This window comes from Dyella mobilis, from assembly GCF_016904945.1.
Lineage (GTDB): Bacteria > Pseudomonadota > Gammaproteobacteria > Xanthomonadales > Rhodanobacteraceae > Dyella_B > Dyella_B mobilis.
Genome location: NZ_JADIKF010000038.1, coordinates 347,667 through 372,449 on the forward strand (window position 1 = coordinate 347,667; position 24,783 = coordinate 372,449).

24 protein-coding genes are annotated in these 24,783 nt (G+C 63.5%); 15 read left to right on the plus strand and 9 right to left on the minus strand.

What is annotated here, in order from left to right:
* Positions 1–27: 27 nt before the first annotated feature.
* Positions 28–507 (minus strand): hypothetical protein, encoded by a 480-nt coding sequence (locus ISS99_RS09185; protein ID WP_204631311.1) that lies wholly within the window; start codon positions 505–507, stop codon positions 28–30.
* A gap of 24 nt (positions 508–531) precedes the next feature.
* Positions 532–645, minus strand: coding sequence for an RHS repeat protein (locus tag ISS99_RS23665; protein WP_204631312.1), 114 nt, complete (start codon positions 643–645; stop codon positions 532–534).
* A 936-nt stretch (positions 646–1,581) separates the two neighbouring features.
* On the opposite strand from ISS99_RS23665, the gene ISS99_RS09195 reads away from it, so the two are divergent.
* Positions 1,582–2,748: a GGDEF domain-containing protein gene (locus ISS99_RS09195; RefSeq protein ID WP_204631313.1), complete on the plus strand. Its 1,167-nt coding sequence runs from the start codon at positions 1,582–1,584 to the stop codon at positions 2,746–2,748.
* 1 nt (position 2,749) lies between these two features.
* Here ISS99_RS09195 and ISS99_RS09200 read toward each other — a convergent pair whose 3' ends face one another.
* Both ISS99_RS09200 and argS read right to left on the minus strand, forming a co-directional pair.
* Positions 2,750–3,484: a class I SAM-dependent methyltransferase gene (locus ISS99_RS09200; RefSeq protein ID WP_204631314.1), complete on the minus strand. Its 735-nt coding sequence runs from the start codon at positions 3,482–3,484 to the stop codon at positions 2,750–2,752.
* Positions 3,485–3,601: 117 nt separating this feature from the next.
* Positions 3,602–5,368, minus strand: coding sequence for an arginine--tRNA ligase (gene argS, locus ISS99_RS09205; protein WP_204631315.1), 1,767 nt, complete (start codon positions 5,366–5,368; stop codon positions 3,602–3,604).
* Between the two features lie 330 nt (positions 5,369–5,698).
* Between argS and ISS99_RS09210 the strand changes: the two genes are divergently transcribed.
* From ISS99_RS09210 to ISS99_RS09225, 4 genes are all read left to right on the plus strand, one after another.
* Complete coding sequence (locus tag ISS99_RS09210) at positions 5,699–6,385, plus strand: aspartyl/asparaginyl beta-hydroxylase domain-containing protein (protein ID WP_204631316.1); 687 nt, start codon at positions 5,699–5,701, stop codon at positions 6,383–6,385.
* A gap of 440 nt (positions 6,386–6,825) precedes the next feature.
* Positions 6,826–8,559: a GGDEF domain-containing protein gene (locus ISS99_RS09215; protein ID WP_204631317.1), complete on the plus strand. Its 1,734-nt coding sequence runs from the start codon at positions 6,826–6,828 to the stop codon at positions 8,557–8,559.
* 379 nt (positions 8,560–8,938) lie between these two features.
* Positions 8,939–11,230 carry a S53 family peptidase gene (locus tag ISS99_RS09220; RefSeq protein WP_204631318.1) on the plus strand — a complete coding sequence of 764 codons (2,292 nt, stop codon included), beginning with the start codon at positions 8,939–8,941 and terminating at the stop codon, positions 11,228–11,230.
* Positions 11,231–11,383: 153 nt separating this feature from the next.
* The gene (locus ISS99_RS09225) at positions 11,384–12,787 is read left to right on the plus strand and encodes an MFS transporter (protein ID WP_204631319.1); all 1,404 of its coding nucleotides are present in this window, start codon (positions 11,384–11,386) and stop codon (positions 12,785–12,787) included.
* On the opposite strand, the gene ISS99_RS09230 is transcribed toward ISS99_RS09225, so the two are convergent.
* Positions 12,784–14,301 (minus strand): FAD-dependent oxidoreductase, encoded by a 1,518-nt coding sequence (locus ISS99_RS09230; RefSeq protein ID WP_204631320.1) that lies wholly within the window; start codon positions 14,299–14,301, stop codon positions 12,784–12,786. The genes ISS99_RS09225 and ISS99_RS09230 overlap by 4 nt on opposite strands.
* A 93-nt stretch (positions 14,302–14,394) precedes the next feature.
* Between ISS99_RS09230 and ISS99_RS09235 the strand changes: the two genes are divergently transcribed.
* From ISS99_RS09235 to ISS99_RS09250, 4 genes are all read left to right on the plus strand, one after another.
* A complete protein-coding gene (locus ISS99_RS09235) occupies positions 14,395–15,033 on the plus strand; it encodes a TetR/AcrR family transcriptional regulator C-terminal domain-containing protein (RefSeq protein ID WP_204631321.1) in 639 nt (212 codons plus the stop codon).
* A gap of 100 nt (positions 15,034–15,133) precedes the next feature.
* A complete protein-coding gene (locus tag ISS99_RS09240; protein ID WP_284343766.1) occupies positions 15,134–16,426 on the plus strand; it encodes a DUF5690 family protein in 1,293 nt (430 codons plus the stop codon).
* Between the two features lie 77 nt (positions 16,427–16,503).
* Complete coding sequence (locus ISS99_RS09245) at positions 16,504–16,785, plus strand: type II toxin-antitoxin system RelE/ParE family toxin (protein ID WP_204631322.1); 282 nt, start codon at positions 16,504–16,506, stop codon at positions 16,783–16,785.
* A 13-nt stretch (positions 16,786–16,798) separates the two neighbouring features.
* Positions 16,799–17,089 (plus strand): HigA family addiction module antitoxin, encoded by a 291-nt coding sequence (locus ISS99_RS09250; RefSeq protein WP_204631323.1) that lies wholly within the window; start codon positions 16,799–16,801, stop codon positions 17,087–17,089.
* A 74-nt stretch (positions 17,090–17,163) separates the two neighbouring features.
* Here ISS99_RS09250 and ISS99_RS09255 read toward each other — a convergent pair whose 3' ends face one another.
* From ISS99_RS09255 to phnF, 4 genes are all read right to left on the minus strand, one after another.
* Positions 17,164–17,871 carry a DUF899 family protein gene (locus tag ISS99_RS09255; RefSeq protein WP_204631324.1) on the minus strand — a complete coding sequence of 236 codons (708 nt, stop codon included), beginning with the start codon at positions 17,869–17,871 and terminating at the stop codon, positions 17,164–17,166.
* A gap of 117 nt (positions 17,872–17,988) precedes the next feature.
* Complete coding sequence (phnN, locus tag ISS99_RS09260) at positions 17,989–18,534, minus strand: phosphonate metabolism protein/1,5-bisphosphokinase (PRPP-forming) PhnN (protein ID WP_204631325.1); 546 nt, start codon at positions 18,532–18,534, stop codon at positions 17,989–17,991.
* Entirely contained in the window at positions 18,531–19,187 is a 657-nt protein-coding gene (locus ISS99_RS09265; protein ID WP_204631326.1) for a DUF1045 domain-containing protein, read from the minus strand. The genes phnN and ISS99_RS09265 overlap by 4 nt, the downstream gene beginning before the upstream one ends.
* Before the next feature lie 206 nt (positions 19,188–19,393).
* Entirely contained in the window at positions 19,394–20,125 is a 732-nt protein-coding gene (gene phnF / locus ISS99_RS09270; protein ID WP_204631327.1) for a phosphonate metabolism transcriptional regulator PhnF, read from the minus strand.
* Positions 20,126–20,260: 135 nt separating this feature from the next.
* Between phnF and phnG the strand changes: the two genes are divergently transcribed.
* The 6 genes from phnG to phnL are packed head-to-tail and all read left to right on the plus strand — an operon-like array spanning position 20,261 to position 24,777.
* On the plus strand, positions 20,261–20,707 hold the full coding sequence (phnG, locus tag ISS99_RS09275; protein ID WP_204631328.1) for a phosphonate C-P lyase system protein PhnG: 447 nt from the start codon (positions 20,261–20,263) through the stop codon (positions 20,705–20,707).
* Positions 20,704–21,285 (plus strand): phosphonate C-P lyase system protein PhnH, encoded by a 582-nt coding sequence (phnH, locus tag ISS99_RS09280; protein WP_204631329.1) that lies wholly within the window; start codon positions 20,704–20,706, stop codon positions 21,283–21,285. Before phnG ends, phnH begins: the two co-directional genes overlap by 4 nt.
* The gene (locus ISS99_RS09285; RefSeq protein ID WP_204631330.1) at positions 21,286–22,482 is read left to right on the plus strand and encodes a carbon-phosphorus lyase complex subunit; all 1,197 of its coding nucleotides are present in this window, start codon (positions 21,286–21,288) and stop codon (positions 22,480–22,482) included.
* On the plus strand, positions 22,479–23,312 hold the full coding sequence (locus ISS99_RS09290) for an alpha-D-ribose 1-methylphosphonate 5-phosphate C-P-lyase PhnJ (RefSeq protein ID WP_204631331.1): 834 nt from the start codon (positions 22,479–22,481) through the stop codon (positions 23,310–23,312). The genes ISS99_RS09285 and ISS99_RS09290 overlap by 4 nt, the downstream gene beginning before the upstream one ends.
* On the plus strand, positions 23,309–24,079 hold the full coding sequence (phnK, locus tag ISS99_RS09295; RefSeq protein WP_204631332.1) for a phosphonate C-P lyase system protein PhnK: 771 nt from the start codon (positions 23,309–23,311) through the stop codon (positions 24,077–24,079). The genes ISS99_RS09290 and phnK overlap by 4 nt, the downstream gene beginning before the upstream one ends.
* The gene (phnL, locus tag ISS99_RS09300) at positions 24,076–24,777 is read left to right on the plus strand and encodes a phosphonate C-P lyase system protein PhnL (protein ID WP_284343765.1); all 702 of its coding nucleotides are present in this window, start codon (positions 24,076–24,078) and stop codon (positions 24,775–24,777) included. Before phnK ends, phnL begins: the two co-directional genes overlap by 4 nt.
* Positions 24,778–24,783 lie beyond the last annotated feature (6 nt).

The window sequence follows — 24,783 nt, forward strand, 5'->3', positions numbered from 1 at the left end:
GGCAATGAATGGTGGGCAAGGCTTGTGTTACTTGATGACAGCGTTGCTCAGGCCGCTGCTGGACGACGGTTTGTCGCCCTTCACCGTTTGCGTGGCTTGCGTGCTGCTGCCGATAGCAAAGTCGGCGCGGGGGAATCCCAGCGGCGTCGCGTGGCTGGTCGGCAACACGTGCCCAAGCGTGGGCTTGCTGTTGGGTAAATTCATGGCTTCGCCGCTGACACCTTCAAGCGACGGTTTTGCCGCTCCTGTTGCAGCACTCTCTCGCTGCAGCATCTTGCTGACCGGTACGTCGCTCGTCTTTACCGCGCGCTGCTGTTGAAAGCGCTGGCCTTCGTCCACGCTCATCAACGGCATGTTCAATTGCGATGGCGCCGTATTTTGCGGTGGATTGAACGTCTGCTTCGCTTCGGGCTGGGGTGGCCGGTTCTGGGCGTGCGTACTGAATGCTGCGCCAAACGTGGCGATTGCCAGCAATAAGCGTGCGCGCGATGGCAAGTAGGTGTGCATGGAAGTTCCCTCTTCGACCTGACGTTATTGGGTTTGCGACTGCGTGCGATTGCCGGCCGCGTCGTAGCTGTAGCCGCTGGTTTGGGCGGGATAGCTTTCCAGGATCAAGCGCCCCAGGCTGTCGTAGCTGTAGTTCACGCTGACCGCACTGTTGAGGCCTGAGCTGCCCGCTTGCGGGCTCTTCCCCGGCGTCGTATTGCGATTTGGCGTAGCGGCCGCGGTTGGGGTACTGCCCTGCGTTTGAGCGGCTTGGGGTGGTTGCGCGAAGGCTGCGCTGCAGAAAACGCATAGCAGCCACGTGTATCCCCATGAATAATTCGGTGCAGTCATCCGTGTCCCCAAACAGTGGCGCCGTCCCCGATGACGACGTGCAAACGATTGCAGAACGCGGCTGGAAATTCCCTCACGCTTTCTCACCAAAACTCACGCTTTCTCACCGTGGCATCGATGCGGTCACGTTTTTTTTGTGATGTTTTGGGCGTTTATGGCATTGGCCTACATCGGCATGGGGTATAGCCGCTATCGGCTTGGCGGAGATATCGACGCTTATCCGTGGCTGTTTCCGAGGCCTAGCCTCCTTTTAACGGGAGGGGGTTACTCGGCGGCATCTCCTACGAATACCTCTCGTGAATGACCAGCGAGCGCTAGATTCCGAAAAAAGTGACGCGCAGCGCGCAATCGGCACCTCTTTCGCCGTACCGGCATCCGTAAATTCTTTCGAAAGAAGCGATTTTCCGCGTTCGCTTACCTTCGCTTGCTTGCGGTGGCGAAAGGCTGCGCGCCGCGCGTGCCCTGTAACCGTTTGGACGTCTGTTTGAAATGATCCTTACACGTCATGGCATGTTCCTTGCCTGATTTCCCGGGACTGACGCGTGTCGCCATTCACCCATGATGGGTGCTGACGCGCGCATCACGTCGAATCGTCCAACGCTGAGGTGTCGGGGGAATCGGGGGAAGTGTGGCGAGCGTATCGAGCACCAACGGACATTGAACCGCGCGGCTCCACGTGTTTCAGCAATCGCTTCCGCATTCGAAAGGAATGCGGTTGAACCCTTTCCGCGCCCGGATCTCACGATGCAGTTGAACGTCGAGACATTGTCACTGGTCAACGGCTGCCAGGCTCTGGCGCTGGCGTTGATGCTGTGGTTCGGTACCCGCGGGGGAAGCACCCACGCGATCAACGGGCTGCGGCTGCGCGCCGTGGCCCTGTTGCTGGAAGGTTCTGCCGACCTGATCCTGGCGTTTGCCTCGAAAGTGTCGCCCATCTTCGTGTTGCTGGTGGGCAACACGCTCAATCTGTCCGCGCAGGCCGTGACCATCGTTGCGCTGCGCATGGTATTGCAGCGCCGGCTTTGTTGGCGCGAGGCCATCCTGCTGGGGATAGGGGGTTGGCTGGGCGTGACTTATTTGAGCACCGCCCATCCGGATTATCTCCTGCGCGTGCTGTGGGGATCGTTCTTCCTGGCCTGCAACTGCACGCTCAATATCATGGCGCTGTGGGGCGGCTGCCGTAAGCCGGATACGCGTGCGCAATGCCTGTTGATGTGGACGTATGTGCTGTCCGTGGCGCTATTGGTTTGGCGCAACATCTGGTTGTGGGCGGTGCCCACGCCGCCGCCCGGCATCGATACACCGGCGCTGATCAACACCATTTACGTGCTGCTGTTCGGCATCCAGCCCTTGTTTGCCAGTGTCGGGTTCCTGCTGCTCTACAACGAGATCCTGCAGCGCGGCCTGCACGAGCTGGCGCGTATCGATCCGTTGACCGGGGTGATCAATCGGCTTGGCCTGCTCGAGGCTTCCGAAGCGCTGGTCACGCGGGCGCGCAACCGACGCGAGCCGATCGGCGTGCTGCTGATCGACGCCGATCACTTCAAGAGCATCAACGACCGCTTCGGGCACGACGATGGCGATCGCGTGCTGCTGGAGCTGGTCGCCAATATCCGGCGCATGCTGCGCGCCGGCGATCTGGTCGGGCGCGTGGGCGGGGAAGAATTCCTGGTGCTGTCGCCCTCGGTGGAATCGAGCGACCTAATGGCGCTGGCCGAGCGCATCCGCGGTGCGGTGGAGCGCTCGTCGTTCTTTATCGCGGGTCAGCGTTGCGAGCTGACCGTCTCCATCGGCGCCGCCATCGCCGACAGCGACGAGCTGGACCTGATGGCCGCCCGCCGCCGTGCCGATATTGCGCTTTACGAAGCCAAGCGCGCGGGGCGCAATTGCGTGATGACCGCCACGCCCTGATTTACAGCGGCTTGCGGCCCACCAGCGTGCCCGGCGCGAGACTGCCCAGGCTCAGCACGCGCCAGAATACGCTGTCGATGCCGTGCATGAGGTCTACTTCGAAACCGGCGGCGCGCAGCCTTTCGGCGTATTGCGGCAAATGGCGAATATCGTCGATCAATACCTGTCCGCCTGGCCGCAGCACGCGGGCAATGCCGTCGATGGCGCGATCACGCCCTTCGGCCTGATAGATGTTGTGGATGGCGGCGCAGGACACCACCGTGTCGATCGCGCCGTCGGCGAAAGGCAGTTGGCGCATGTCGGCCGTGCGCGTTTCCACCCTGGCCGCCACGCCTTCGCGCGCTGCGTTCGCAGCCACGGCATCGGGCCCGTTGCCGCTGAGATCTTCGCTTTGCCAGATGTCGATACCCGTGACGCGACCGCGCGGCGTGCGGCGGGCTGCCGCCACGGCCATCAAGCCACGACCGCAGCCGATGTCGAGCACGTGCTCGTCGCCGCGCCAATCCAGATGGTCGAGCAGCTTTTCGCGGCGACGCAATTTTCCATAGTGGCTGCTCCAGATCATCGCCAGCGCGCCGATGGCGAGGCTCAGGCCCGGCCATTGCAGCCCGTTGACAATGATCGGCAGCCGATGCGCGGCGTTCAGTGCAAAGACCAGCCAGCAGGCCAGCGACCCCAGTACCAGGTTGCGCACCACCGGCGGTGCATCCAATCCATAAGGAAACAGTGTTTTCATGGCTCCCCCTCCTTGGCTGGTGATACTGCGCGATGGGGGCGATGACGTTAAGTGATGTTTGTCATCTCACGCTCATCATGCCCGTTGCACGAGCGAGCGGGATCGCCAGGCGCCTCATCACATGCGCTCCGGAACGTCGATCCCCAGCCATTGCAACGCGCGCGCAAGCACCTGACCAGTCAGCTCGCACGCAGCCAGACGCGAGCTTCGCTGTTCTTTCGTCTTGGCAGCCAGCACCGGACAGGTTGCATAGAAGCGGCTGAAGCATTGCGCCAGCTGAAACGCATATTCTGCCAGTACGCCGGGTTGCAGCTGCCGCGAAGCCTCTGCCACGGCATCGGGAAACGCCAGGCAGGCAAGCAGCAACTCGCGTTCGGCGGCGGCTTGCGGCCACGGTGTTCCCATGCTTTCGTCACGTTGACGGGCCTTGCGCAAAATTGACTGTATCCGCACGCAGGCATATTGCAGATAGGGACCGGTTCGTCCCTCGAACGATACGAAGCGCTCCGGGTCAAACTGGTAGCCGGATTCGCGATCCCCCGACAGATCCGCAAATTTCACCGCGCCGATGCCGAGCACGTGCGCCACGCGCGCTTTTTCTTCGGGTGCGAGATCGGCACCGTGGCCCGATTCGCTCATTCGTTCGGCCGCTTTATCGATCGCTTCGTCGAGCAGATCGGCCAGACGCGCAACGCCGCCCTGCCGCGTTTTATAAGGCTTGCCATCCAACCCGTTCACCGTGCCGAAACCGACGTGTTGCAGTTGCGTGTCGGGGCAAAAGCCCGCCTTTTTCGCTGCACGAAACACCTGCTCGAAATGCAGGGCCTGGCGTTGATCGACCACGTAGAGAATGCGCGCGGCGCGCATCTGCGTTACTCGCGGTATCAGCGTGGCCAGATCGGTGGTGGCGTAGAGTGCCGCGCCGTCCTGTTTGGAGAGCAGCAATGGCGGCACGGGGTGACGATCTTCCGGTTGCGCCACGGTGATCACGAGCGCGCCGTCGCTTGCTTGGGCGATGCCGCGTGCGCGCAGGTCGTCGATCATGGCGGGCATGATCGACTGCGCATCGCTTTCGCCGAGCAGCAGGTCGAACTGCACGCCCAGTGCGGCGAAATCGCGTTGTTGCGCTTGCAGGGAGAGTTCGCGCAGAGTCCGCCACAACGCGAGCAGCCCCGCGTCGCCTCGTTGCAAAGCCGCCGTGTCGGCACGCGCCCGCGCCATGCGCGCGGGATCATCGCGGCAAGCTTGGGCAGCTTGCGGGTAAAGGCGTTCCAGCTCGTCCAGCGACACCGGCGGCGCATCGGGCCACTTACCCGCGTCGTTGGGATGGAACCATGGCAAGCCCGGATCGCGTTCGCGCAGGGCCGATGTCAGCATGCCCATCTGCAGTCCCCAGTCGCCCAGGTGCGCATCGGCGATCACCCGCCAACCCCGAGCCTGCAACAATCGGCGCAGGCTTTCGCCCAGCACCAGCGAACGCAAGTGGCCCACGTGCAGGGGCTTGGCCACGTTGGGGCCGCCGAAATCGATCACGGCGACGCGACCGCAGCCTTCATCGGCGATGCCCATCCGCGCATCCGTCAGCAGCTCGGTCGCGGCCTTGGCCAGCAGCGCCGCCGCGAGCCGCAGGTTGATGAAGCCGGGACCGGCGACGGCGACTTCAGCGAATTCGGGCCGCCTCGCAAGCTGCGCCGCGGCGGCGTCGGCAACCTCGCGCGGCGTGCGGCCGCTGGACTTGGCCGCCGACATGGCGCCGTTGCATTGAAAGTCGGCCAGCTCGGGACGCGCGCAGCGCACGGCGCGCGCCTGTTCGGCGGGAAGGTCGAGGGCTAGAAAGGCGTCGCGCAGGATCGCGTCGATCCGCGCCGGAATGGCTTGAAACATCGAGGTCTCCGAAAACGTACAAATCCGCGTGACCGGCAACTGCGTGCCTGTCGCAAGAGAATCGTCAGCGTCGTCGCGAGAGAGTCGATGGATTGAGCATGCAAGCAATCTACGGGATGTCCCTGCGGCTTGTCTACGTGAACGGCGCCCGACACACGATGGTGAAGCGACGACTTCCGCGTTCTCCACCGATGGCCGACCGTCAACGTCCCGCGCGCTGGTTCGTTTGCTCCGTAAGCGTTGTTGAAGGCCAACCGCGGAATCCGGTGCCATACTGCTTCGCGACGGCGTCGTTCTTCCTGGATAAACCCGCGACGGGACACCCCACGCATGAGCACGTTGTATGACCTGTCAGCCAACGCCGTGCGGCGCATCTATGACGCGCGCATCACTACGCCACCGGTATTGGATGCCGCCAGTTATTTCCCCGGGGCGGCCAACTTCGCCACGGCGTGGCCGGCGATCCGCGCGGAGGCGCTGGCGATAGCCGCTTCGCGCATGCAGTCGGTGCCGCGCTTTCACGAAATCATGCCGGCGCAAGCGCCGATTTCCGCCAACGACGGCAAGGATTGGCGGCTTTTCATCCTGAAGGTCTACGGTGCCGAGGTCGGCAAGAACATGGCGGCCTGTCCGGCGCTGGCGCAAGTCGTGTCGTCGACGCCGGATGTGCTTTCCGCCAGCTTGTCGTTCCTGGCGCCGCGCAAGCACATTCCGCGGCATCGCGGGCCGTTCCGCGGCGTGCTGCGCTTCCAGCTCGGCCTGTCGGTACCGCTCGACGCTGAAGGGCGGCCCGCCGCCGTGCTGTCGCTCAACGACCAGGAGCATCGCATCGGCGATGGCCAGCAACTGCTGTGGGACGACACCTATCCGCACGAAGTGTGGAATCACAGCGACGACATGCGCATAGCCTTGCTGCTCGACGTGCGCCGGCGGCACATGCCGATCGACATGCAGGTGCTGTCGCACGCCTTGATCGCTTCGGTGAGCGTGGCTGCGCGCTTGCGCGGCGTGGCCTGATCGTTCGACCGCAGACCGGCCGACCGGCGCGCAACTTTTTCCCAGCTGAACGCCGGTTTGCAAACCGGCGCTTTTTGGCTGTACCGGTAACCGGTTTTCGCTATGTTTGGCGTCCCGCGTGAGCTTGGCCTGGAGGCCGGCTCCCTCATGCGTCACGCGTATTCCCTAGGGAGGGACTGTGAGCGACGAGAACAATCTGCATTGTCGGCCTGACCGCTTGGCGTGTTGCCGCCTGCGTCACGGCGACGCAGGCGGTTCGGAAATCGCCACGGTCCTCGCCACAATGACGCATCGAGGTCTTTGGTTTTTCGCCCAGCGGCCGATATAGCGGCTTGCCTTTCCGACCAGAGAATTCAGTGATCTCTCGACCCATCTGCAACCATCATCGGAGCGCCGCAGCGGACGGTCGCTCCTGCGCCTAAGGGTTCGGAGCGGGATCCATGCAGCTTCAAGCACAACTCAGGATGGGCGCGGCGTTGTTGCTGGGCGTGGCGGTGGGGATCTCGGGCTACGTGCTTCCCGGCTACCTGAATGCCTACCGGCAAAGCTCGCGCAATGTGCAAGCGCTGGAATCCTATGCACAGGTGCTCGAAGCCGGAAACGCGGTGTCGGCCGAACGGGGACCTTCCAACATTGTGCTCAGCCTGGACCAGGACGCGGGGCAGCCGTATGAGTCGACCGCGGCACGCATGGCGCGGGCGCGCGATCGCGCCGACCAGGCGCTGGCGCAACTGAGTGGACTGGTGCAGGCATTGCCGCCGGAAAATCAGCGCCGGCAGGAATTGCTGAGCACGCAACGCTCATTGATGCGCGGCCGCGCCGATATCGATCAACTGTTGCTGCACGCGCCGTCCGATCGATCGCCCCAGCAATTGCAGGACGCCATCGACCAGATGATCGACGCGCGCAAGCAGCTGGACCCGTTGATCGACAGTTTCTACGGCGAGGCCATGCAGAGCGCGCCGGACCAGGCCGGCATCGTGCAGATGGCGCGCGTGCTCAGCGATCTGCGCGAATACGGCGGACGCATGGGTTCGATGCTGATCGTTCCGCTCTCGACACCGGCTCCCATCGCCCCGGCCCGGCAGCTGGTGCTGGCCAGGCTGCGCGGCCACGTCCAGGAAATTCATCACCTGATCCCCGGACACATCGATCCGAGCGACCAGGATCACGAGGATATCGACAACGTGCGCGCACAGGTGGAACGAGGCTTCTTCCATCACACGCTGCCGCTGATCGACACTCTAGTGGCGCAGTCCGGCTCCAGCTACGCGCTGCGCGCGGCCGCGTTCACGCGCCAGGTCATGCCCGACCTGATGGGATTGGAGAAGCTGGAAAACCTGTTCATGCAGCGCGCCCTGATTCAGGTCAACCGCACCCGTCGCGACAACCGCAGGCACGTGCTGCTGATCGGCGCCTGCCTGTTGGGGTTCTGCGTTTTCCTGCTGGCCCTGCTGCGCGCCGCCGAACGCCTGGTGACGCGTCCGCTTTTGCTCGCCCGGCAGGAAATCATCAACCTTGCCCAGGGCGACCTGCGCCGTGCGCCGCGCGCCGGCAACAGCGCCGAAGTGCGCGCCTTGCACGACGCCCTGGACATTTTGCGGCGGCACCACGTCAACAGTATGCAACTGGCCTTCGAACGCGACGAGCTGAGCCGTTCCCTACGTCGCCAGGCACACACCGACGCACTGACCGGCCTGCTCAACCGCCATGCGCTGGAGGAGATCACCGGCGATCTTTCCGCCGAGCCGGTGCGGCTGTCCAAGGGGCGCGGACTGATCCTGATCGACGTGGATTACTTCAAGCCCATCAACGACGTGCACGGCCACATTGTCGGCGATCTGGTCTTGCGCGAGGTGGCCAGCCGCATCATGCGCCTGGTGGCCGCGCCGCACGTCGCGTTCCGCTACGGCGGCGAGGAATTCGCGATATTGACCAACGGCTTGTCGATGGAAGAGCTGTGCACGCTGGCCGAAAACATCCGGCACGCCATTGCGGACGACGAGATAACCGCGCCGGGCGCCCAGCGCCTGGCCGTTACGGCCAGCCTGGGCGTGGCCAAGGGCGACAGCACCGTGCTGACCTGGCTCGACCTTCTCAATGCTGCCGACGCGGCGTTGTACCGGGCCAAGGCGCAAGGTCGCAACCAGTTGGTGTCGGCATCGTCGTCATGAGTTCTTCACGTATCGGTGCCGGCTTATTCCATTCCGGCATTCACACGTGACCGCTGCGGAAAAACGTCAGCCTCGCGCAGGTGCATTCAGCTGGTTTTGTGATCTGTAAATCAGATGTAACACCTAAATTCATCCGGAGCACTGGACGGCCAAACGGGCCGGGAGCAACATCGAATCCCCGGTTTTCTGCCGGGGGCGCAGAGGGAGTTAAGCAAAGGTCAACGCGACCGCAGCCTGCACGGCTGCGTCGAGCCCACACCGCGGTCCGATGACTCCGTTCGTACCTTAGGAAGAGAGGTTATTGCGACGACATTACCGGCTTGACCGTCCATCACAGGGGAACTCGCTTTTTTCATCCATGCCTTTAGGGAGAAAAGACGTGAAAACCGAGCACGTGATGATTGGCGTATCGATCGCAGCCGCCCTTGCCGCGCTGCCCTCGATCGCCCTGGCTTCCGCTTCAAACGCCGCGCTGGCGGGTATCGACACGACCGAAGCACCGCGGGTAACGCAGACCGTCGACAACAGGGTGGTTTCCACCTTGGGCAATACGCACCTGTCGCTGCTGGACAAGGTTTCACCCACCGGGGCAGTCGCCGATTCCACCCCGATGAACCACATGCTGCTCGTCCTCCAGCGCAGCGCCTTGCGCACGAACGCACTGGAGAACCTGATCGCCGCACAGCACGATCCGTCTTCGTCCAAGTTCCACCAGTGGGTGACACCGGACGAGTTCGGCCAGAACTTCGGCGTTTCCGATGCCGATATCAATGCAGTGACTTCGTGGCTGACGTCGCAAGGCTTCAAGGTCAACGGCATATACCCCAACAAGATGCAGGTCGATTTCAGCGGTACCGCAGGCCAGGTGCGCACGGCCTTCCACACGCAGGAAAACCATTACATCGTCAATCACGTCAGCCACGTGGCCAACGCGAGCGACATCAGTATGCCGACGGCGTTGCGAGACGTGGTGGTCGGCGTGGCCGGTCTCAACGACTTCCGTCCGCAGGCACAGCACAAGCAGCCGCAGGTGGCGCAGTTCAGTGCATCGAACCAGCGCTTCAAGATCCAGCAGTCGCCCAAGTCCAACACCACCGCCGGTCCCAGTCCGATGGTGAGTTTCAGCGGCGGCGTGCGCGGGTTCGCGCCTTATGACATGCAGACCATCTACAACACGTCCCCCCTCTACACCAGCGGCCTGACCGGCAAGGGCATCACGATTGCCGTGGTGGAAGACCAGGACATGGATGTATCGGACTGGCCGAATTTCGTCACGCAGTTCGGTCTGGGCGGTTATGGCGGAACGTATAAGCAGTTCCAGCCGCTGCTGTCGCCCGATACGGGCAACTGCACGGATCCGGGCGGCAACAGCCCCGATGGCGAAAGCATCGAGACCGTGCTCGATTCGGAATACACCACCGCCATCGCTCCCGGTGCGAATATCTGGGTAGCGACCTGCAACGATGCCGGCAGCAGCAATTTCTTCGGCGGTGTTTTTACCGCAGCCAGCAACCTGATCAATGGCGCCTCGCGTCCGGATGTCATCAGCGCCAGCTACGGTTACGGTGAAGGCTTCACCGACAGCGCCAGCAAGATGGCGATCGACCTGATGTGGGCACAGGCCGATGCCGAAGGCATTTCGGTCTTCGTCTCCAGCGGCGACTCCGGTTCCAACCCGAGTTTCAACGGCTCGATCATCAATGGCGTCGGTGTCGATGCCAACGCCTTTGCCACCTCGCCCAACGATACCGGCGTCGGCGGCTCGGATACGGCCGATGTGCTCGACGGCGATTCCAGCAAGTACTTCAACACGACGTTGAACCCGGTATACGGTTCGGCGAAGTCGTATGTGCCGGAAATCACCTGGAACCAGTCCTGCGGCAACACCCGCGCAGCCAAGGACCTGATCAACAGTACCGCCTTGCAGTTCTGCAAGAACGCGCTGATCTACGATCCCTACGGCTACTACGTCACGTCGGAAAGCGGCAGCGGCGGACCGTCCTCGGTAGACAGAAAGCCGTCCTGGCAACGGATCGTGCACGGTGCGGCCAAGGATCAGTCGCGCGATCTGCCTGACGTCTCGCTGTTCGCCGGCTCGTATGGCGGCTACTCGTGGGTGATCCTGTGCACGGGCTCTTATCCGTGTGCGGCGAACTTCACCTCGCCGGTGGTATTGGAAGGCGGCACGTCATTGTCCTCGCCGATGTTCGCAGGCATCCAGGCCTTGGTCGACCAGGGCTTGTCCGCTGCCGGCGGCTCCGTAGACCAGGGCAATGCGGCACCGACGCTGTATCAGCTGGCCAATGCCGAATACGGTGGCGCGAACGGCAAGGCGCCGTCGACACTGGCCGGGTGCGATGCCAACAACGGTACCAAGGGCACCGGCAAGTGCGTGTTCCACAACATCACCGATGGCGGCAACTCCACGCAGTGCATCGAACTGCAGGGCGAAGTCCCGGCAACCACCGATTGCTACTACTACGGCACGATCCAGAACTTCGAAGGCTTGTTCGGACCGGCCCAGGTCGGCCTGACCTCGACCAGCGCGACGAAGTACAACAGCACCACGGCCGCCTACGCGGCGCAGGCGGGCTGGAGCTTCGCCAACGGGTTGGGTTCGGTGAACGCCACGAATCTGCTATCGGCGTGGAAATCCTTTAACGGACTCTGATTCCTTTCATCCATAGATGTACCAGCGCCCTGGCGGCTTTGCCGCCAGGGCTTTTTTTCGGTGCAAGAAACGGATATTACGGCGCAGAGCGAAATATCCACACTCCCCTTGCCGTAAGCTTGGCCTACCCCGTCCCCACAGCAACGCACTGACATGGATCAGCGATCTTTCCATCGCGGCATCGCGCGTGTCACTACCGCAACCAGTTTCGGCTTTGCGCTGGTGCAGCTCGATGTCAGCATCGTCAACGTGGCCCTGCCGCACGTAGCCAGCGACCTGCATACCGGCGTGGCCGGCCTGCAATGGGTGGTGGATGCCTACGCGCTGGCATTCGCGGTACTGCTGTTGAGCATGGGATATCTCGGCGACCGGCTGGGCGCACGCAAGGTCTATCTCTACGGCATGGCCTTGTTCGGGATAGCCTCGGTGCTGTGCGGTTGCGCCTCCAACGCAACAACCCTGATTGCCGGACGGGCGCTGCAGGGATTGGGCGCGGCGGCGATGATGCCGTGTTCGCTCGCACTGCTTAGCCACGCAACGGCACACGAACACGCTTTGCGTGCGCGTGCGATCGGCTGGTGGACGGCCGCAGGCAGCATCACCATTGCGGCGGGACCCATCGTCGGCGGCTTGCTGATGAGCGTCGCCAACTGGCGCAGTATTTTTTTCGTGAACATTCCGGTCTGCCTGCTGGGCGCCTGGCTCACCCTGCGCGTACCGGAGACGGAACTGAAGGCGCAGCACAAGCATTTCGACCTGCCTGGGCAACTGCTGGCGATCCTGGCCCTGACCGGACTCACCATGGCGGTGATCGAAGCGCAGCCGCTGGGCTGGACGCACCCGCTAGTGCTGGGTTGCATCGCGACCGTGCTGCTGGCCGTACCGTTGTTTCTGCGAGTGGAGTCGCGCAGCCCGGCGCCGATGCTGCCGTTGCGATTCTTCCGCGCCAAGGGATTCGGTGCCGCGGTGACGTACGGCATCGTGATGAATTTCACCTACTACGGCATCGTGTTCCTGCTCAGCCTGTATCTGCAGCGCGTGCAGGGCTATAGCGCGTTGCGCACCGGATTGGCCTATCTGCCGCTGACGGCGAGTTTCTTCGGCGTCAACGTGTTCAGCGGATGGTTGATCGGAAAAGTCGGTACACGCCTGCCCATGGTGCTGGGTGCACTGATCGACGCCGTCGGTTTCGGGCTATTCCTGCTGCTCGGCGCGACCAGCCCGTATCTGCTGATGCTGCCCGCTTTTGCGCTATTGCCGTGCGGCATGGGCCTGGGCGTACCGGCGATGACGACGACGGTGCTGTCGTCGGTGGAAAAGGAAGCGTCGGGCACGGCCTCCGGCGTGCTCAATTCGGCGCGCCAGGCGGCTGGCGCGATGGGCGTGGCCTTGTTTGGGGCCCTGGCAGGTGACAGCAACGCGCTGGTGGTACGCGGAATGCACCTTTCGGCGATGGTTTCCGTGGGGTTGCTGCTGGTGATCGCCTTTATCGCGTTTCGCAGCATCGGCGCCGCGGTGGTGAGCAAGCACCGCAGCGTAGACGTCGTGGATTATTAGACGCGCGGCAGGCACGTCTCCAGGTAGGCGAGGATCGGCCCGGCCGCTTTATCACTTGTCGCAAGCCCCACGTAGCCATCGGGACGAATCAGCAGCAGCGTGTCGCCGTGTATGCCGTAGTTTCTGCTCGCGTGGCCTTCGCTATCCTGCCAGCCGGCATCGCCCGTGACGACGCTTTTTACGCGGTTGCCGAAACGCGCTTCTGCTTCAGCCATGATCGACTGCCATCCTTCGCCGAAAGCGAGCAGGGTGATGTGCGGGCCACGGTACAGGTCGAACATCCGACATGGTTGTCCGTCGCGAAGCAGGCCTGGCGCATCCGGCGCGCGATCGCCCGCGCGCAACTCACTCGGCGCGTGGCGCAGCTCCTGCGCCAGCGAGCATCCGCGATAGTTGATGTCGAGCTGGAAGGTTTCCGCGCCGCGTCTTGGAACCAGGTGCCGTGCTGCAACCGCACGCGCCATCAATCGGTTCGACAGACCCAGCACCGCAGCTGCTACGGGCAGCCGCTCTTCTTCATAGGTGTTGAGCAGGCTTTCGTTTGCGCCACCGATAACGGCGGCCAGTTTCCAGCCGAGGTTGTACGCATCCTGGATGCCGGTGTTCATGCCCTGGCCGCCCGCCGGCGTGTGTACGTGTGCGGCGTCGCCGGCAACGAAGGCACGGCCCACGCGATAGCGGTCGACCATGCGCACATTGGCGCGCCAGTACGACATCCAACTGGCATCGATCAGGCGAATGTCACGACGGCCACTGCGGGTTTCGAGAATCTGCTGGAACAGTGCCAGTGATGGTTCCGTCGGCATGTCCGGTGTCAGTGAGGCCTGAAATTGATAGGCATCCGTCCCCGGCAACGGCGCGAGCGCCACCACACCTTCCTGGTTGCGCCACGCATGCCAGAACTCACGGTCGATGCCACTCGCGCGTACGTCGCCGACGAACATGCGATGCGTTTCCAGCGTTTCGCCGAGGAAGTCGATGCCAAGCATTCGTCGCGTCGTGCTACGGCCACCATCGCAGGCGACCAACCAGCGTGAATGGATCGTTTCCGGCACATCGCTGCGCAACACCGTGGTGGTGACGCCGGTGGCATCCTGCACGAGATTTTCCAGCGCAACACCGTATTCCACTTGCCCGCCCCATTCGGCAAGCCGCTCGCGCAGGATCTGCTCCACGCGCCACTGCGGAATGAGCAGCGGCGAACCGTACGGCACATCCGAACTCGGTTCGAGCCCTTCGCAGAGCTTCTGGTCGTGGTGATTGCCATCGGCGTCGTAAAAGCGCAGCGGAAGATCGAAGCGACCCCCCGCCAGTATCCGATCGACGACGCCGAGGTCCTCCAGCACTTCAAGCGTGCGCGGCTGCAGGCCCTTCCCACGCGAAGCATTCCAGGCTTGCGGGGCAGCATCGATCAGGCGGAACGGTACCTCGCGGCGGGCCAGTTCACAGGCCAGCATCAAGCCGGTGGGGCCGGCTCCGACGATCAGGACATCAGTGGAACCCGGAGGATTCATGATGGCACCTCTTTCTCTAACGTTGTTAGGGAGTATTCTATAACACGGTTAGAGAGCTCTTACAACGTTAGAGAAGCGGTCGGGAGAAGCTGAATGCGGGTGGGTCGGGAACCGGTGGTCAGGGCCGGACTGAAGTTGCTGGATGCGGGCGGCCTGGAAGCCGTAACGCTGCGGGCGATTGCCGCCGAACTGGGCGTCAAGGCGCCAACGCTCTATTGGCGTTTCAAGAACAAGCAGGATCTGGTGGACGAGATGGCGACCCAGGTGCTGGTCGACTGGGCCGAATCCTTTCAAGGCAAGCGACTGCCTGCCACGTGGCCGGAATGGAGCATGGCCTATGGCAACCACCTGCGCGAGGTTCTGCTGCGCTACCGCGATGGCGCCCGCATGGTATCCGGCTCCCGCCTGACCAATACGCGGCTCTACGCCTCGATGGAACGCGCCTTGACCCTGTTCCAGGCCAACGGCATTGCGCCGCCGGATGCAGCCGCGTGCCTAACGACGGTCTATAGCTACGTGATCGGTTTCACCATCGAACAGCAGGCGGTGCTGTCGCCCAGCGGCGAACGCGATCCGCGCTATACCCTCTCCGCCCGCGAGACACGGGTGGATGCGGATCTGTATCCGCTCTCGCGCAGCATTGGATCGGAGGTGTTCGATAACTATGACGCACGCTTCGAACGCGGAATGCGCGTGATCATCGCCGGCTTTGCGCAGGAAATCGCCGATTAGACGCTGGGGGTCCCCGCGGCTAGTGATCGCCACGCCACTGTAACCTGCGCGCTGCACCCTGCCGGCACGGCCACATCGGCTGCTTCCGGGTGGGTTTTTCGTGTCGTTTTTATCGGGTATCCGCCGCCATCCCATGGCGATCAATCTGCTGGCAGGCTCCGCCGCGTTCCTGGCGTACGCGTCGATGTATGCCTTCCGCAAACCCTTTACGGCCGCTTCGTTCGAAGGGCTGCACCTGGCCGGCATCGATTACAAAGTGTGGCTGGTGATCGCGCAGGTGCTGGGCTACATGCTGAGCAAGGTGCGCGGTATTACCTGGATCGCGGAAATCCAGCGGCAGCGGCGCGCCCGCACCCTGGCCGGGCTGATCGGGTTCGCATGGATCGCCTTGCTGGGCTTTGCCCTGGTGCCGGCGCCGTGGAATGTCCCGTTCCTGTTTCTCAACGGCCTGCCACTGGGCATGGTGTGGGGGGTGATCTTCGGCTACCTGGAGGGTCGCCGCGGCACCGAACTGATGGGTGCACTGATGTGCGCCAGCTTTATCGTGGGCTCGGGAGTAGTGAAGTCGGTAGGTACCTGGCTGATGGTGAGCTGGCACGTCAGCGAGTTCTGGATGCCGTTTGCCACCGGCATGTTGTTCATTCCACCCCTGTGCGCGGCGACCTGGATATTGGAACACTTGCCCGCACCGGATTCAGCCGATATCGCGGCGCGCAGCATGCGCGTACCCATGGATGCAACCACCCGGCGCGCGTTCCTCGCGCGCTTCCTGCCCGGCATCGCGATGATCGTGATGGCCTATGTCGCATTGACGGTGACACGCGATTTCCGCGACAACTTTGCCGCGGAAATCTGGAGCGACCTGGGCCGCGGCGGCGATGCCTCGGTGTTTACCGAAACCGAAGTGCCGATCGCCATTGCCGTGCTGATCATCACTGCCTTCACCATGATCGTGCGCGACAACCTTCGTGCGCTGATGCTCAACCACGTGCTGATCTTCGGCGGCTTCAGCATCGCCGTGCTGTCCACCTGGATGCACAACCACGCGATGATCGATCCGATCGGCTGGATCGGCCTCAGCGGTTTCGGCTTGTACCTGGCTTATGTGCCGTACAACGCCACCTTTTTCGAGCGCATGCTGGCGACCTTCCGCGTCGGCGGCAACGTGGGTTTCATCATGTATATCGCCGACAGCAGCGGCTACATGGGCAGCGTGGCAGTGATTCTGGTGAAGGAATTCGGCGGCATGCATCTTTCCTGGGCATCGTTTTATGCCGACACGGTGATGACGCTGTCGAGCATCGGCATGCTGATTACGCTGGTTTCGGCGTTGTATTTCTACGAGAAGGCCCGGAAGGCGAAGGCGCCCATGGCGGTACCCGCAGCCATTTGAGACTTCCTGGAACTTCTCCAGCGATCACCAAATCATAACGACTTGCGTCATATGACGCATCCCGTTATGGTTAGCTCGTGATACGGAGTTTCGCTGACAAGGAAGCTGCAAAGATCTGGGCGGGCACACCGTCTCGACGCCTTCCTCTGGTCATTCAGCCCGTTGCCAGACGCAAGCTTCGCATGTTGGCGAACGCGTCCACGCTTGATGATTTGAAGAGCCCGCCGGCGAACCGCCTGGAGGCATTGAGGGGCAATCGGAAGGGCCAGCACAGCATCCGGATCAACGATCAATGGCGTATCTGTTTCAGTTGGAAAGACGGGCACGCCCACGACGTGGAAGTCGTCGACTATCACTGAATCGGAGTTACCCGTGAAGCGTCTTCCCAATATTCATCCCGGTGAAATTCTTCTTGAAGAATTTCTGGAGCCGCTGGATATCAGCCAGAATGCGATAGCCCGCGCTGCCGGCGTGCCGCCACGCCGGATCAACGAAATTGTGCTCGGCAAGCGTGGCATCACCGCTGACACCGCCATCCGCCTGGCCCGTGTACTGGGTACCAGCGAACGTTTCTGGCTAGGCCTGCAGAACGACTACGACCTCGAAGAAGCACGGCGCGCGCTGGGCAAGGCAGTCGATGCCATTGAGCAGCTTGCTGCTTGAGGGTGTTGGCCGACGATGGAGCGGCCGCCGGGATGACTCCGCCCAAGGCCCAAACCGCATCGGCGATGAAAGTGTCATTCTGCGTATTCGAGCTTGGGATACCAATTCGTGCCGCGCCCTTCCGGCGTCATGTCCAGCACGGTCCAGATCGGCATGAGATCGGGCGCACCGCGCGGATCTTGGCCCGGGTCCGCTGTCTCTGAACTCATTTCTCCCGCCCAGAAGTGACGGATCGTGCCGTCGCGTCGCGTGAAGACGTGCAGAGCCGGAATGTCGCTGCCGTCTTTTTCGATCGCACCGTAGTCTCGGCTGTAGTTGCCGTTGATGTCCGAGTACAACCTGAGGTCACGCCAGCCGCGTTGCTGCTTGAAGGCCGCGAGGCGTTCGATCGGCGAACGCGCGATCACGGCCAGGGCAATGCGTTGATGCATGTCGCGCGCCTCGCCTTCCCACGAACTGAGCATCGAGGTGCACATGGGACACGGGCGCTCGCGCTGTGGACCGAACATATAGCTGTAGACGACCAGGGTTTGCTTGTCGCCGAACAGATCGGCAAAGCCGGCCGGCCCGTGCTCGCCCTGGAAACGGTAGTCGCCGATCACTTCACCGCCGGGTGGCAGCGCGCGGCGCAGTTCGGCCACGCGCTCGATCTGCCGGCGCAACTCGAATTCTTCGCGCAGCAGCTCATTGCGCGCCTGGCGATAGGCCTGGCTTTCGTTGGGAATCGTAACGCCGTTGCGTTTCACCAGTTCGGCGGCAGGCACGAGTTCGGCTTTCGTCATGATCGGTCTCCTCGGCAAATGGGCGGATCGCGCCAGGCTATCCCGGGCAAGCGGGAGCGCGGCCTTATCCTCACGACGAACGGACCGCGGCGAACTCGACATCCCGTACCGATCCGCTCAATGCGCGGCGCGAATCGCCTGCAACAGGGTCGAGCCGGCCTCGGCCAGGCAACCGTCGTTGCGGATCACCATGCTGCCATCGGGTACCGCATAGGCGTCGATCCGCGCCAATCTGACGGCGATATCGGCTTCATCTTCCCGCCCGCGCGCCGCCAGCCTGCCCGCTATGGCCTGCGCGCTGGCCGTGATCAGTACCGGGCGCAAAGCGGGAAAGCGCTCGCAGGCCAGCCCGAATGCACCGCGCGATCCGTTCACCAGCACGTCGGCACCGCGCGCCAGCCAATGCGCCACTTCACTGCCCACACCGTAGTGCAGGCCGTGCGCCTCCCAGGTCAGTGCGAACAAGCCGCGCCGTTCGCGCAGCAGAAATTCTTCTTCGCTCAAGGCCACGTGGTTTTCGCCGCCCGCCTGCGCCGGACGCGTGATGTAGCGGTGCGCGCACAACACACCATGCGCCACACCGTGCTCGCGTACCCAGCCCAGCACGCTGTCCTTGCCGGCGCCGGACGGACCCATCACGTAATACAACTGCCCCGCTTTCATGCCAGGTGTCCTCCGCCCAACGGAATCCGTTCGAGCATTTCGAAGTCTTTTCCAGGTTCGCTTTCGCAGCAGATGGTGAGCGCGTCGATCTGTGCGGGTGGCAGTGTCGCCAGCTTGGGTGACAGCCACGTGCACAAAACTCGCTCTTCCGACGCCGAGGCGGGCGCCGACAGGGTCAGGTGAAAGCGATAGCGCTGCAGCACGTAGGGGTAACCGAACTCGTGCAGCAGATGCAGCTCGTGCTCGTCCAGGCCGGTCGCCCGGCGGCGTTGCGCGGCTTCGCTTAGCGGGGCCCGCAGCGCATTCAGTGCACGCACGCAGCGCTCGGCCAGCGCGTTGATGGCGCTTTCGTCGCCGCAGGGGCGCAGGGCCAGAAAACCTGCCAGGCGATCGAGCTTCAGCGGTAACGTGAAAGATGTCGCCTGCCGCGCCACCGCGGCGACCGTCTCGCGCAGATCCTGGTAGCTCACCGCCTCGGCCAGTTCAAACGGCGACCGCAGCGTGGCATGCCAACCGTAGCGGCGCACGTCCGTCAGCAGGGTGCGTAGATCCGGCGGATCGATGCCGGGTATGTGCTCGGTAGCCAGCCAGTCGCGCCCGAAGGCGTCCAGCCCGCTACCCTCGGCGGGGCAAAAGTACACGGCGTAACGCATGAGGATGCTCTGGTCCATTCCACGTACCCGTCACCGCACTGCATGCGTGCAGCGCGCAGCCGCAGCGGTGCAGGCAGACTGGTGGTCTGTCAAAACGCTGGGGCTGCGCGCTGCGCGCATGCAGTGCGGCCCCAGAACAATGAAATTGATTGATAGGGTGACTTCAAAGAGGTCATGCCGGGTGCGTGTAATGGACCAGAGCATGCTCATTGATCCGCCATCAGTACCAGTTGCACCCAGTCGCCGGAAAAGCGCGTGATGCCATATTGCACCGGTATGCCGCGCGTGTCGGCATTGATCGATTGCACGTAGAGCACCGGGCGGTTCGCCGGCTGCTTCATCAGGCGCGCGGTGTTGGCATCGGGCAGGCGGGCGGAAACGCGGGTGTGTTTGCGCTCGTAGTCGGTGATGCCGAACTCGCTCAGCGTGCGCGTCACCGACAACAGGCGCCGATACACGGACGGCAGGCCGGTAAAGCGCGCGGCGGGAAAATAGGCGGTGCTGTAGTCCACGATGTGACCATCCGCGCGGCTGATCGTTTCGATGCGGTAGGTGTATTCGTGGCGATCCAGGCCCAGCGACTGCGCCACCTGGGGCGGCGGCAGCTCGCGATAGTCTTCCAGGATCTCGATATCGGCCTCGACATTGAGGTTGCGCATGTTCTGAGTGAAGCGCGTGCGGCGGCTGATGGGGTAGTCCAGCGTGTGCTCCTGCACGAAGGTGCCGCGCCCCTGCTCGGTGCGCACCAGGTTGCGCTGCTCCAGCGCGGCGATCGCGCGGCGCACGGTGTGCCGGTTCACATTGAAACGCTCGGCCAGCTCCTGTGCCGAGGGCAGTTGCTCGCCCTGGCGCAGCTGGCCCTTGAGGATGTCGGCGGCCAGGATGCCGCTGATCTGGCTCCACAAGGCCACGCCTCTCCCACGTTCGATCTCGTTCATACCACGTCCTCAACCTGTCTATTCGTCGTCATGGCAGCGGCACGCTGGCCTGCTGGAATGCCTACCCGACGGACGCCCCCTGGCGTCCCGGTCTGTCTAGATAACTAGACATTTGTGACAAGCCTAGGAACACCCATGGACACCTCCCCTCACTTGGCGCGCGCGCAATGGATGTCGCTGCTGGCGCAATCGGATCCGGCCGAGCTGGCCGCCGCCATGGACGGCTTCGCCCCGCCGGCCGACCTGACCTGGCTGCGGCCGGCGCAGACCGGCCTGTACATGTTGCGCGGCCGGGTCGGCGGCACCGGGCCGCAATTCAATTTCGGCGAGATGACCGTGACCCGCTGCAGCGTGCAGGCCGGCGATCACATCGGCCACGCCTGGGTGCGTGGCAGCAATGCCCGCCACGCCGAGCTGGCCGCCCTGGCCGATGCCCTGCTGCAGGATGGTGAGCAAAACCCGTCGCTGTGCCGGGACGTGATCGAACCGCTGCGCCGCGCACTGCATCGTCGCCGCGATGAAGCCAGCCGCAAGGCCGCGGCGAGCAAGGTGGAGTTTTTCACCGTGGTGCGGGGCGAATGATGCTGAGCGCCTTTGCCAACCCGGTTTTTGACAGCCAGCGCAATTTTCGCGAATTGCTGCAAGCGATGGCACGCCCCGCGGCGCCGCGCGAGCTGCCGGTCCTGCCGCCCTCGCCGGCGCCGATCGCCCCCGCCGCGATGGCCATTCTGCTGACCCTGTGCGATGCGACCACCTCGGTGTGGCTGCAGCAGCCGCAACCAACCGCGGTGGATCACCTGCGCTTTCATGCCGGCCTCAAACTCGCGGAACGACCCGAAGACGCGGATTTCGCGTTGATCACCGATCCGACTTCGATGCCGCCGCTTGATGCTTTTGCGCGCGGCGACCTGCGTTACCCGGATCGTTCCGCCAGTGTGATCGTCCAGGTTGCAGGGTTCGGCGCCTCCCATGGGGCCGGCAAATTCAGCGGACCCGGTATTCGCGACGTGGAAACACTCGCCATTGAGGGTTTGCCACACGGTTTCTGGCAGCAGCGCGCCGAGCTGGCCAGCCAGCTCCCGCTGGGTGTCGATCTCTATTTCGTCGCCGCGCACCAGGTCGTTGGCCTGCCGCGCACGACTCGTTGGCTGGAGGGCTGAATGTACGTTGCCGTGAAAGGCGGCGAACAGGCGATTGCCCGTTCGCTGGAATTGTTGGCCGAGGCCAGGCGCGGCGATACCGCGGTGCCCGAGCTGGAACTGAAGCAGATTCGCGAGCAGTTGCGCCTGGGCGTGGCCCGGGTGATGCAGGAAGGCTCGCTGTATGACGAGGAGTTGGCCGCACTGGCCATGCGCCAGGCAGCCGGCGACATGCTGGAAGCGATCTTCCTGCTGCGCGCGTATCGCACCACCTTGCCACGCTTCGGCTACACGCAGCCGCTGAATACCTCAGCCATGCGCGTGCGCCGGCGTGTCTCCGGCACGTTCAAGGATATTCCCGGCGGCCAGGTGCTTGGCCCCACCTACGACTACACCCAGCGCCTGCTCGATTTCGAAACGACTTCGCCGGTCGAGGTCTCGCTGGCGGACGCGCCGCTGCCGTCCAACGTGCCTCGCGTGCTGGATCTGCTCGATGCCGAAGCCTTGATCGAACGGATCGAGCCGGGCAGCGACCCCGAACCGATCGATCTCACCCGCGAGCCGCTGACCTTTCCGGCCGATCGCGCCACGCGCTTGCAGAATCTTTCGCGCGGCGACGAAGGTTTCCTGTTGGGTATGGCTTATTCCACCCAGCGCGGTTACGCGGAAAGCCACCCGTTTGCCGGCGAAATCCGCATGGGCGAGGTGGACGTGGTGGTGTGTCCGGAAGAACTCGGCTTTGCCATCGAAATCGGCAGCATCACGCTCACCGAATGCCAGATGATCAACCAGTTCCACGGCGGCAACGGCGTGCCGCCGCAGTTCACGCGCGGCTACGGCCTGTGCATGGGCGAAGGCGAGCGCAAGGCGATGTCGATGGCGCTGGTCGACCGCGCCCTGCGTTGCGACGAGCTGGCCGAGTCCAGTTACGCACCCGCACAGAATCAGGAATTCGTGCTGTCGCATTCCGACAGCGTGGAGGCCTCCGGCTTCGTGCAGCATCTGAAGCTGCCGCATTACGTGGATTTCCAGGCGGAACTCTCGCTGCTGCGCACGCTGGCTGCGCAGCACGCCGCGCATCTTCAAACCCCTCCCTCTGCTTCACCGCAGGAGGACGGAAAGGCGGGGCCGGATGCCGCGTGCTCGCAAGAGCCTGACCCCACCCCAACCCTCCCCTGCGCGCAGGGGAGGGAGCAGTTCGAGGCAGTGAAAACATGACCTACAACTTTGCCTTTCTCGACGAAGACACCAAACGCATGCTGCGCCGCGCATTGCTGAAGGCGGTGGCGATACCCGGTTACCAGGTGCCGTTCGGCAGCCGCGAAATGCCGCTGCCTTATGGTTGGGGTACCGGCGGCATCCAGGTTACCGCTGCCTTGCTCGGGCCTGACGATGTTTTGAAAGTGATCGACCAGGGCGCGGACGACACCACCAATGCGGTGAACATCCGCCGCTTCTTTGCCCGCGTGGCAGGTGTCGCCACCACCGAACACACCGTCGACGCCACGATCATCCAGACCCGCCACCGCATTCCTGAAACATCGCTGCGGGAAGATCAGGTGTTGGTGTTCCAGGTTCCCGAGCCCGAACCGCTGCGCACATTGGAACCCCGCGAAGCCGAGACACGCACCCTGCACGCCTTGGCCGATTACGGACTCATGCACGTGAAGTTGTACGAAGACATTGCCCAGTACGGACACATCGCCACCAGTTACGACTATCCGGTATTGGTCGATGGCAGGTACCTCACCTCGCCTTCGCCGATTCCCAAGTTCGACAATCCCAAGCTGCACCAGTCGCCGGCGTTGATGCTGTTCGGCGCCGGCCGCGAGAAACGCCTGTACGCCATCCCTCCCTACACCGAGGTGGAAAGCCTGGCTTTCGACGATCACCCCTTCGAGATCCAGCGTTGGGAGCACCAGTGCGAACTGTGCGGCTCCGGCGAAAGCTACCTGGACGAGGTGATCGTCGACGATCGCGGCACGCGCATGTTCGTCTGCTCCGATACCGATTTCTGCGGCCAGCGCCGCCCGGAGGCGCGGGCATGAGCGCACTGCTGAAAGTACGCAACCTGAGCCGTCACTACGGACAGCGCATCGGCTGCGAGGAGGTGAGCTTCGATCTGCATCCGGGCGAGCTGTTGTGCATCGTGGGCGAATCCGGGTCCGGCAAATCGACCCTGCTCAACACCGTGGCGGCGCAGCTGTCACCCGCCGCCGGCAATGTGCATTACCGCCAGCGCGACGGCGAATGGCTGGATATCGGCTCGCTCAACGAAGCGGACCGGCGCCGGCTGGCTCGCGAAGAATGGGGTTTCGTGACCCAGAATCCGCGCGACGGACTGCGCCTGAATGTCAGTGCCGGCGCCAATGTGGCCGAACGCCTGATGGCGCTGGGTATGCGCGATTACGGCCAACTGCGCGGCATCGCACGGAGCTGGCTGGAGCGCGTGGAGATCGATCCGGCACGTATCGATGACGCACCGACCGGATTCTCCGGCGGCATGCAGCAGCGCTTGCAGATCGCACGCACGCTGGTCACGCAGCCGCGCCTGGTTTTCATGGACGAGCCCACGGCTGGCCTGGACGTATCCGTGCAGGCGCGCATCCTGGACTTGCTGCGCCGGCTGGTAAACGAACTGGGCCTTGCCGCGGTCATGGTGACGCACGACCTGGCCGTGGCCAGGCTGCTCGCGGCGCGCACCATCGTGATGCAGGGAGGACGCGTGGTCGAAACGGGACTGACCGACCAGATCCTGGACGACCCGCAACATCCGTACACGCAATTGCTCGTTTCCTCGGTACTGACCACGTGAACACCACACTGATCCTAGAACTGCGCGACCTCAGCAAGTCGTTCGAACTGCATCACCAGCACGGCGCGCGCCTGAATGTGCTGCGGGGACTGAACCTGCGCCTGCACGCCGGCGAATGCGTGGTGCTGTCCGGTGCGTCGGGTGCCGGCAAAAGCACGCTGTTGCGCGTGATCTACGCCAACTATCGGCCCAGCTACGGCACCGTGCACCTGCGTCACGACGGCCGCTGGATCGACCTGGCCAAGGCCTCGCCTCACGAAGTGCTGGAGGTTCGCCGTCGCACGCTGGGTTATGTCAGCCAGTTTCTGCGCGTGATTCCGCGCGTGCCGACGCTGGATATCGTGGCCGAACCTTTGCTGCAAGCCGGAGCGGACGTACACGACGCACGCCAGCGCGCCGGCGGCCTGCTGCACCGCTTGAACGTGCCGGAGCGTCTTTGGCAGTTGCCGCCTGGCACGTTTTCCGGCGGCGAACAGCAGCGCGTAAACATCGCCCGCGGATTGATCGTGCCTCGCCCGATCCTGTTGCTGGACGAACCGACTGCGTCGCTGGACATCGGCAATCGCGAAGTGGTGGCGCAGTTGCTCGCCGAAGCGCGCGCCGCCGGATCGGCCGTGCTCGGCATTTTCCACGACGAAGACATGCGCGACCGCGTAGCCACGCGCCTGTTCCCCATGCAAGCCCTCGAAGCCGCCTAACCCTTT

Coding starts and splice junctions, on each gene's coding strand:
- ISS99_RS09185 (WP_204631311.1), bottom strand. CDS start 507: ATGCACACCTACTTGCCATCGCGCGCACGCTTATTGCTGGCAATCGCC.
- ISS99_RS09195 (WP_204631313.1), top strand. CDS start 1,582: ATGCAGTTGAACGTCGAGACATTGTCACTGGTCAACGGCTGCCAGGCT.
- ISS99_RS09200 (WP_204631314.1), bottom strand. CDS start 3,484: ATGAAAACACTGTTTCCTTATGGATTGGATGCACCGCCGGTGGTGCGC.
- argS (WP_204631315.1), bottom strand. CDS start 5,368: ATGTTTCAAGCCATTCCGGCGCGGATCGACGCGATCCTGCGCGACGCC.
- ISS99_RS09210 (WP_204631316.1), top strand. CDS start 5,699: ATGAGCACGTTGTATGACCTGTCAGCCAACGCCGTGCGGCGCATCTAT.
- ISS99_RS09215 (WP_204631317.1), top strand. CDS start 6,826: ATGCAGCTTCAAGCACAACTCAGGATGGGCGCGGCGTTGTTGCTGGGC.
- ISS99_RS09225 (WP_204631319.1), top strand. CDS start 11,384: ATGGATCAGCGATCTTTCCATCGCGGCATCGCGCGTGTCACTACCGCA.
- ISS99_RS09230 (WP_204631320.1), bottom strand. CDS start 14,301: ATGAATCCTCCGGGTTCCACTGATGTCCTGATCGTCGGAGCCGGCCCC.
- ISS99_RS09235 (WP_204631321.1), top strand. CDS start 14,395: ATGCGGGTGGGTCGGGAACCGGTGGTCAGGGCCGGACTGAAGTTGCTG.
- ISS99_RS09255 (WP_204631324.1), bottom strand. CDS start 17,871: ATGACGAAAGCCGAACTCGTGCCTGCCGCCGAACTGGTGAAACGCAAC.
- phnN (WP_204631325.1), bottom strand. CDS start 18,534: ATGAAAGCGGGGCAGTTGTATTACGTGATGGGTCCGTCCGGCGCCGGC.
- ISS99_RS09265 (WP_204631326.1), bottom strand. CDS start 19,187: ATGCGTTACGCCGTGTACTTTTGCCCCGCCGAGGGTAGCGGGCTGGAC.
- phnF (WP_204631327.1), bottom strand. CDS start 20,125: ATGAACGAGATCGAACGTGGGAGAGGCGTGGCCTTGTGGAGCCAGATC.
- phnG (WP_204631328.1), top strand. CDS start 20,261: ATGGACACCTCCCCTCACTTGGCGCGCGCGCAATGGATGTCGCTGCTG.
- phnH (WP_204631329.1), top strand. CDS start 20,704: ATGATGCTGAGCGCCTTTGCCAACCCGGTTTTTGACAGCCAGCGCAAT.
- ISS99_RS09285 (WP_204631330.1), top strand. CDS start 21,286: ATGTACGTTGCCGTGAAAGGCGGCGAACAGGCGATTGCCCGTTCGCTG.
- ISS99_RS09290 (WP_204631331.1), top strand. CDS start 22,479: ATGACCTACAACTTTGCCTTTCTCGACGAAGACACCAAACGCATGCTG.
- phnK (WP_204631332.1), top strand. CDS start 23,309: ATGAGCGCACTGCTGAAAGTACGCAACCTGAGCCGTCACTACGGACAG.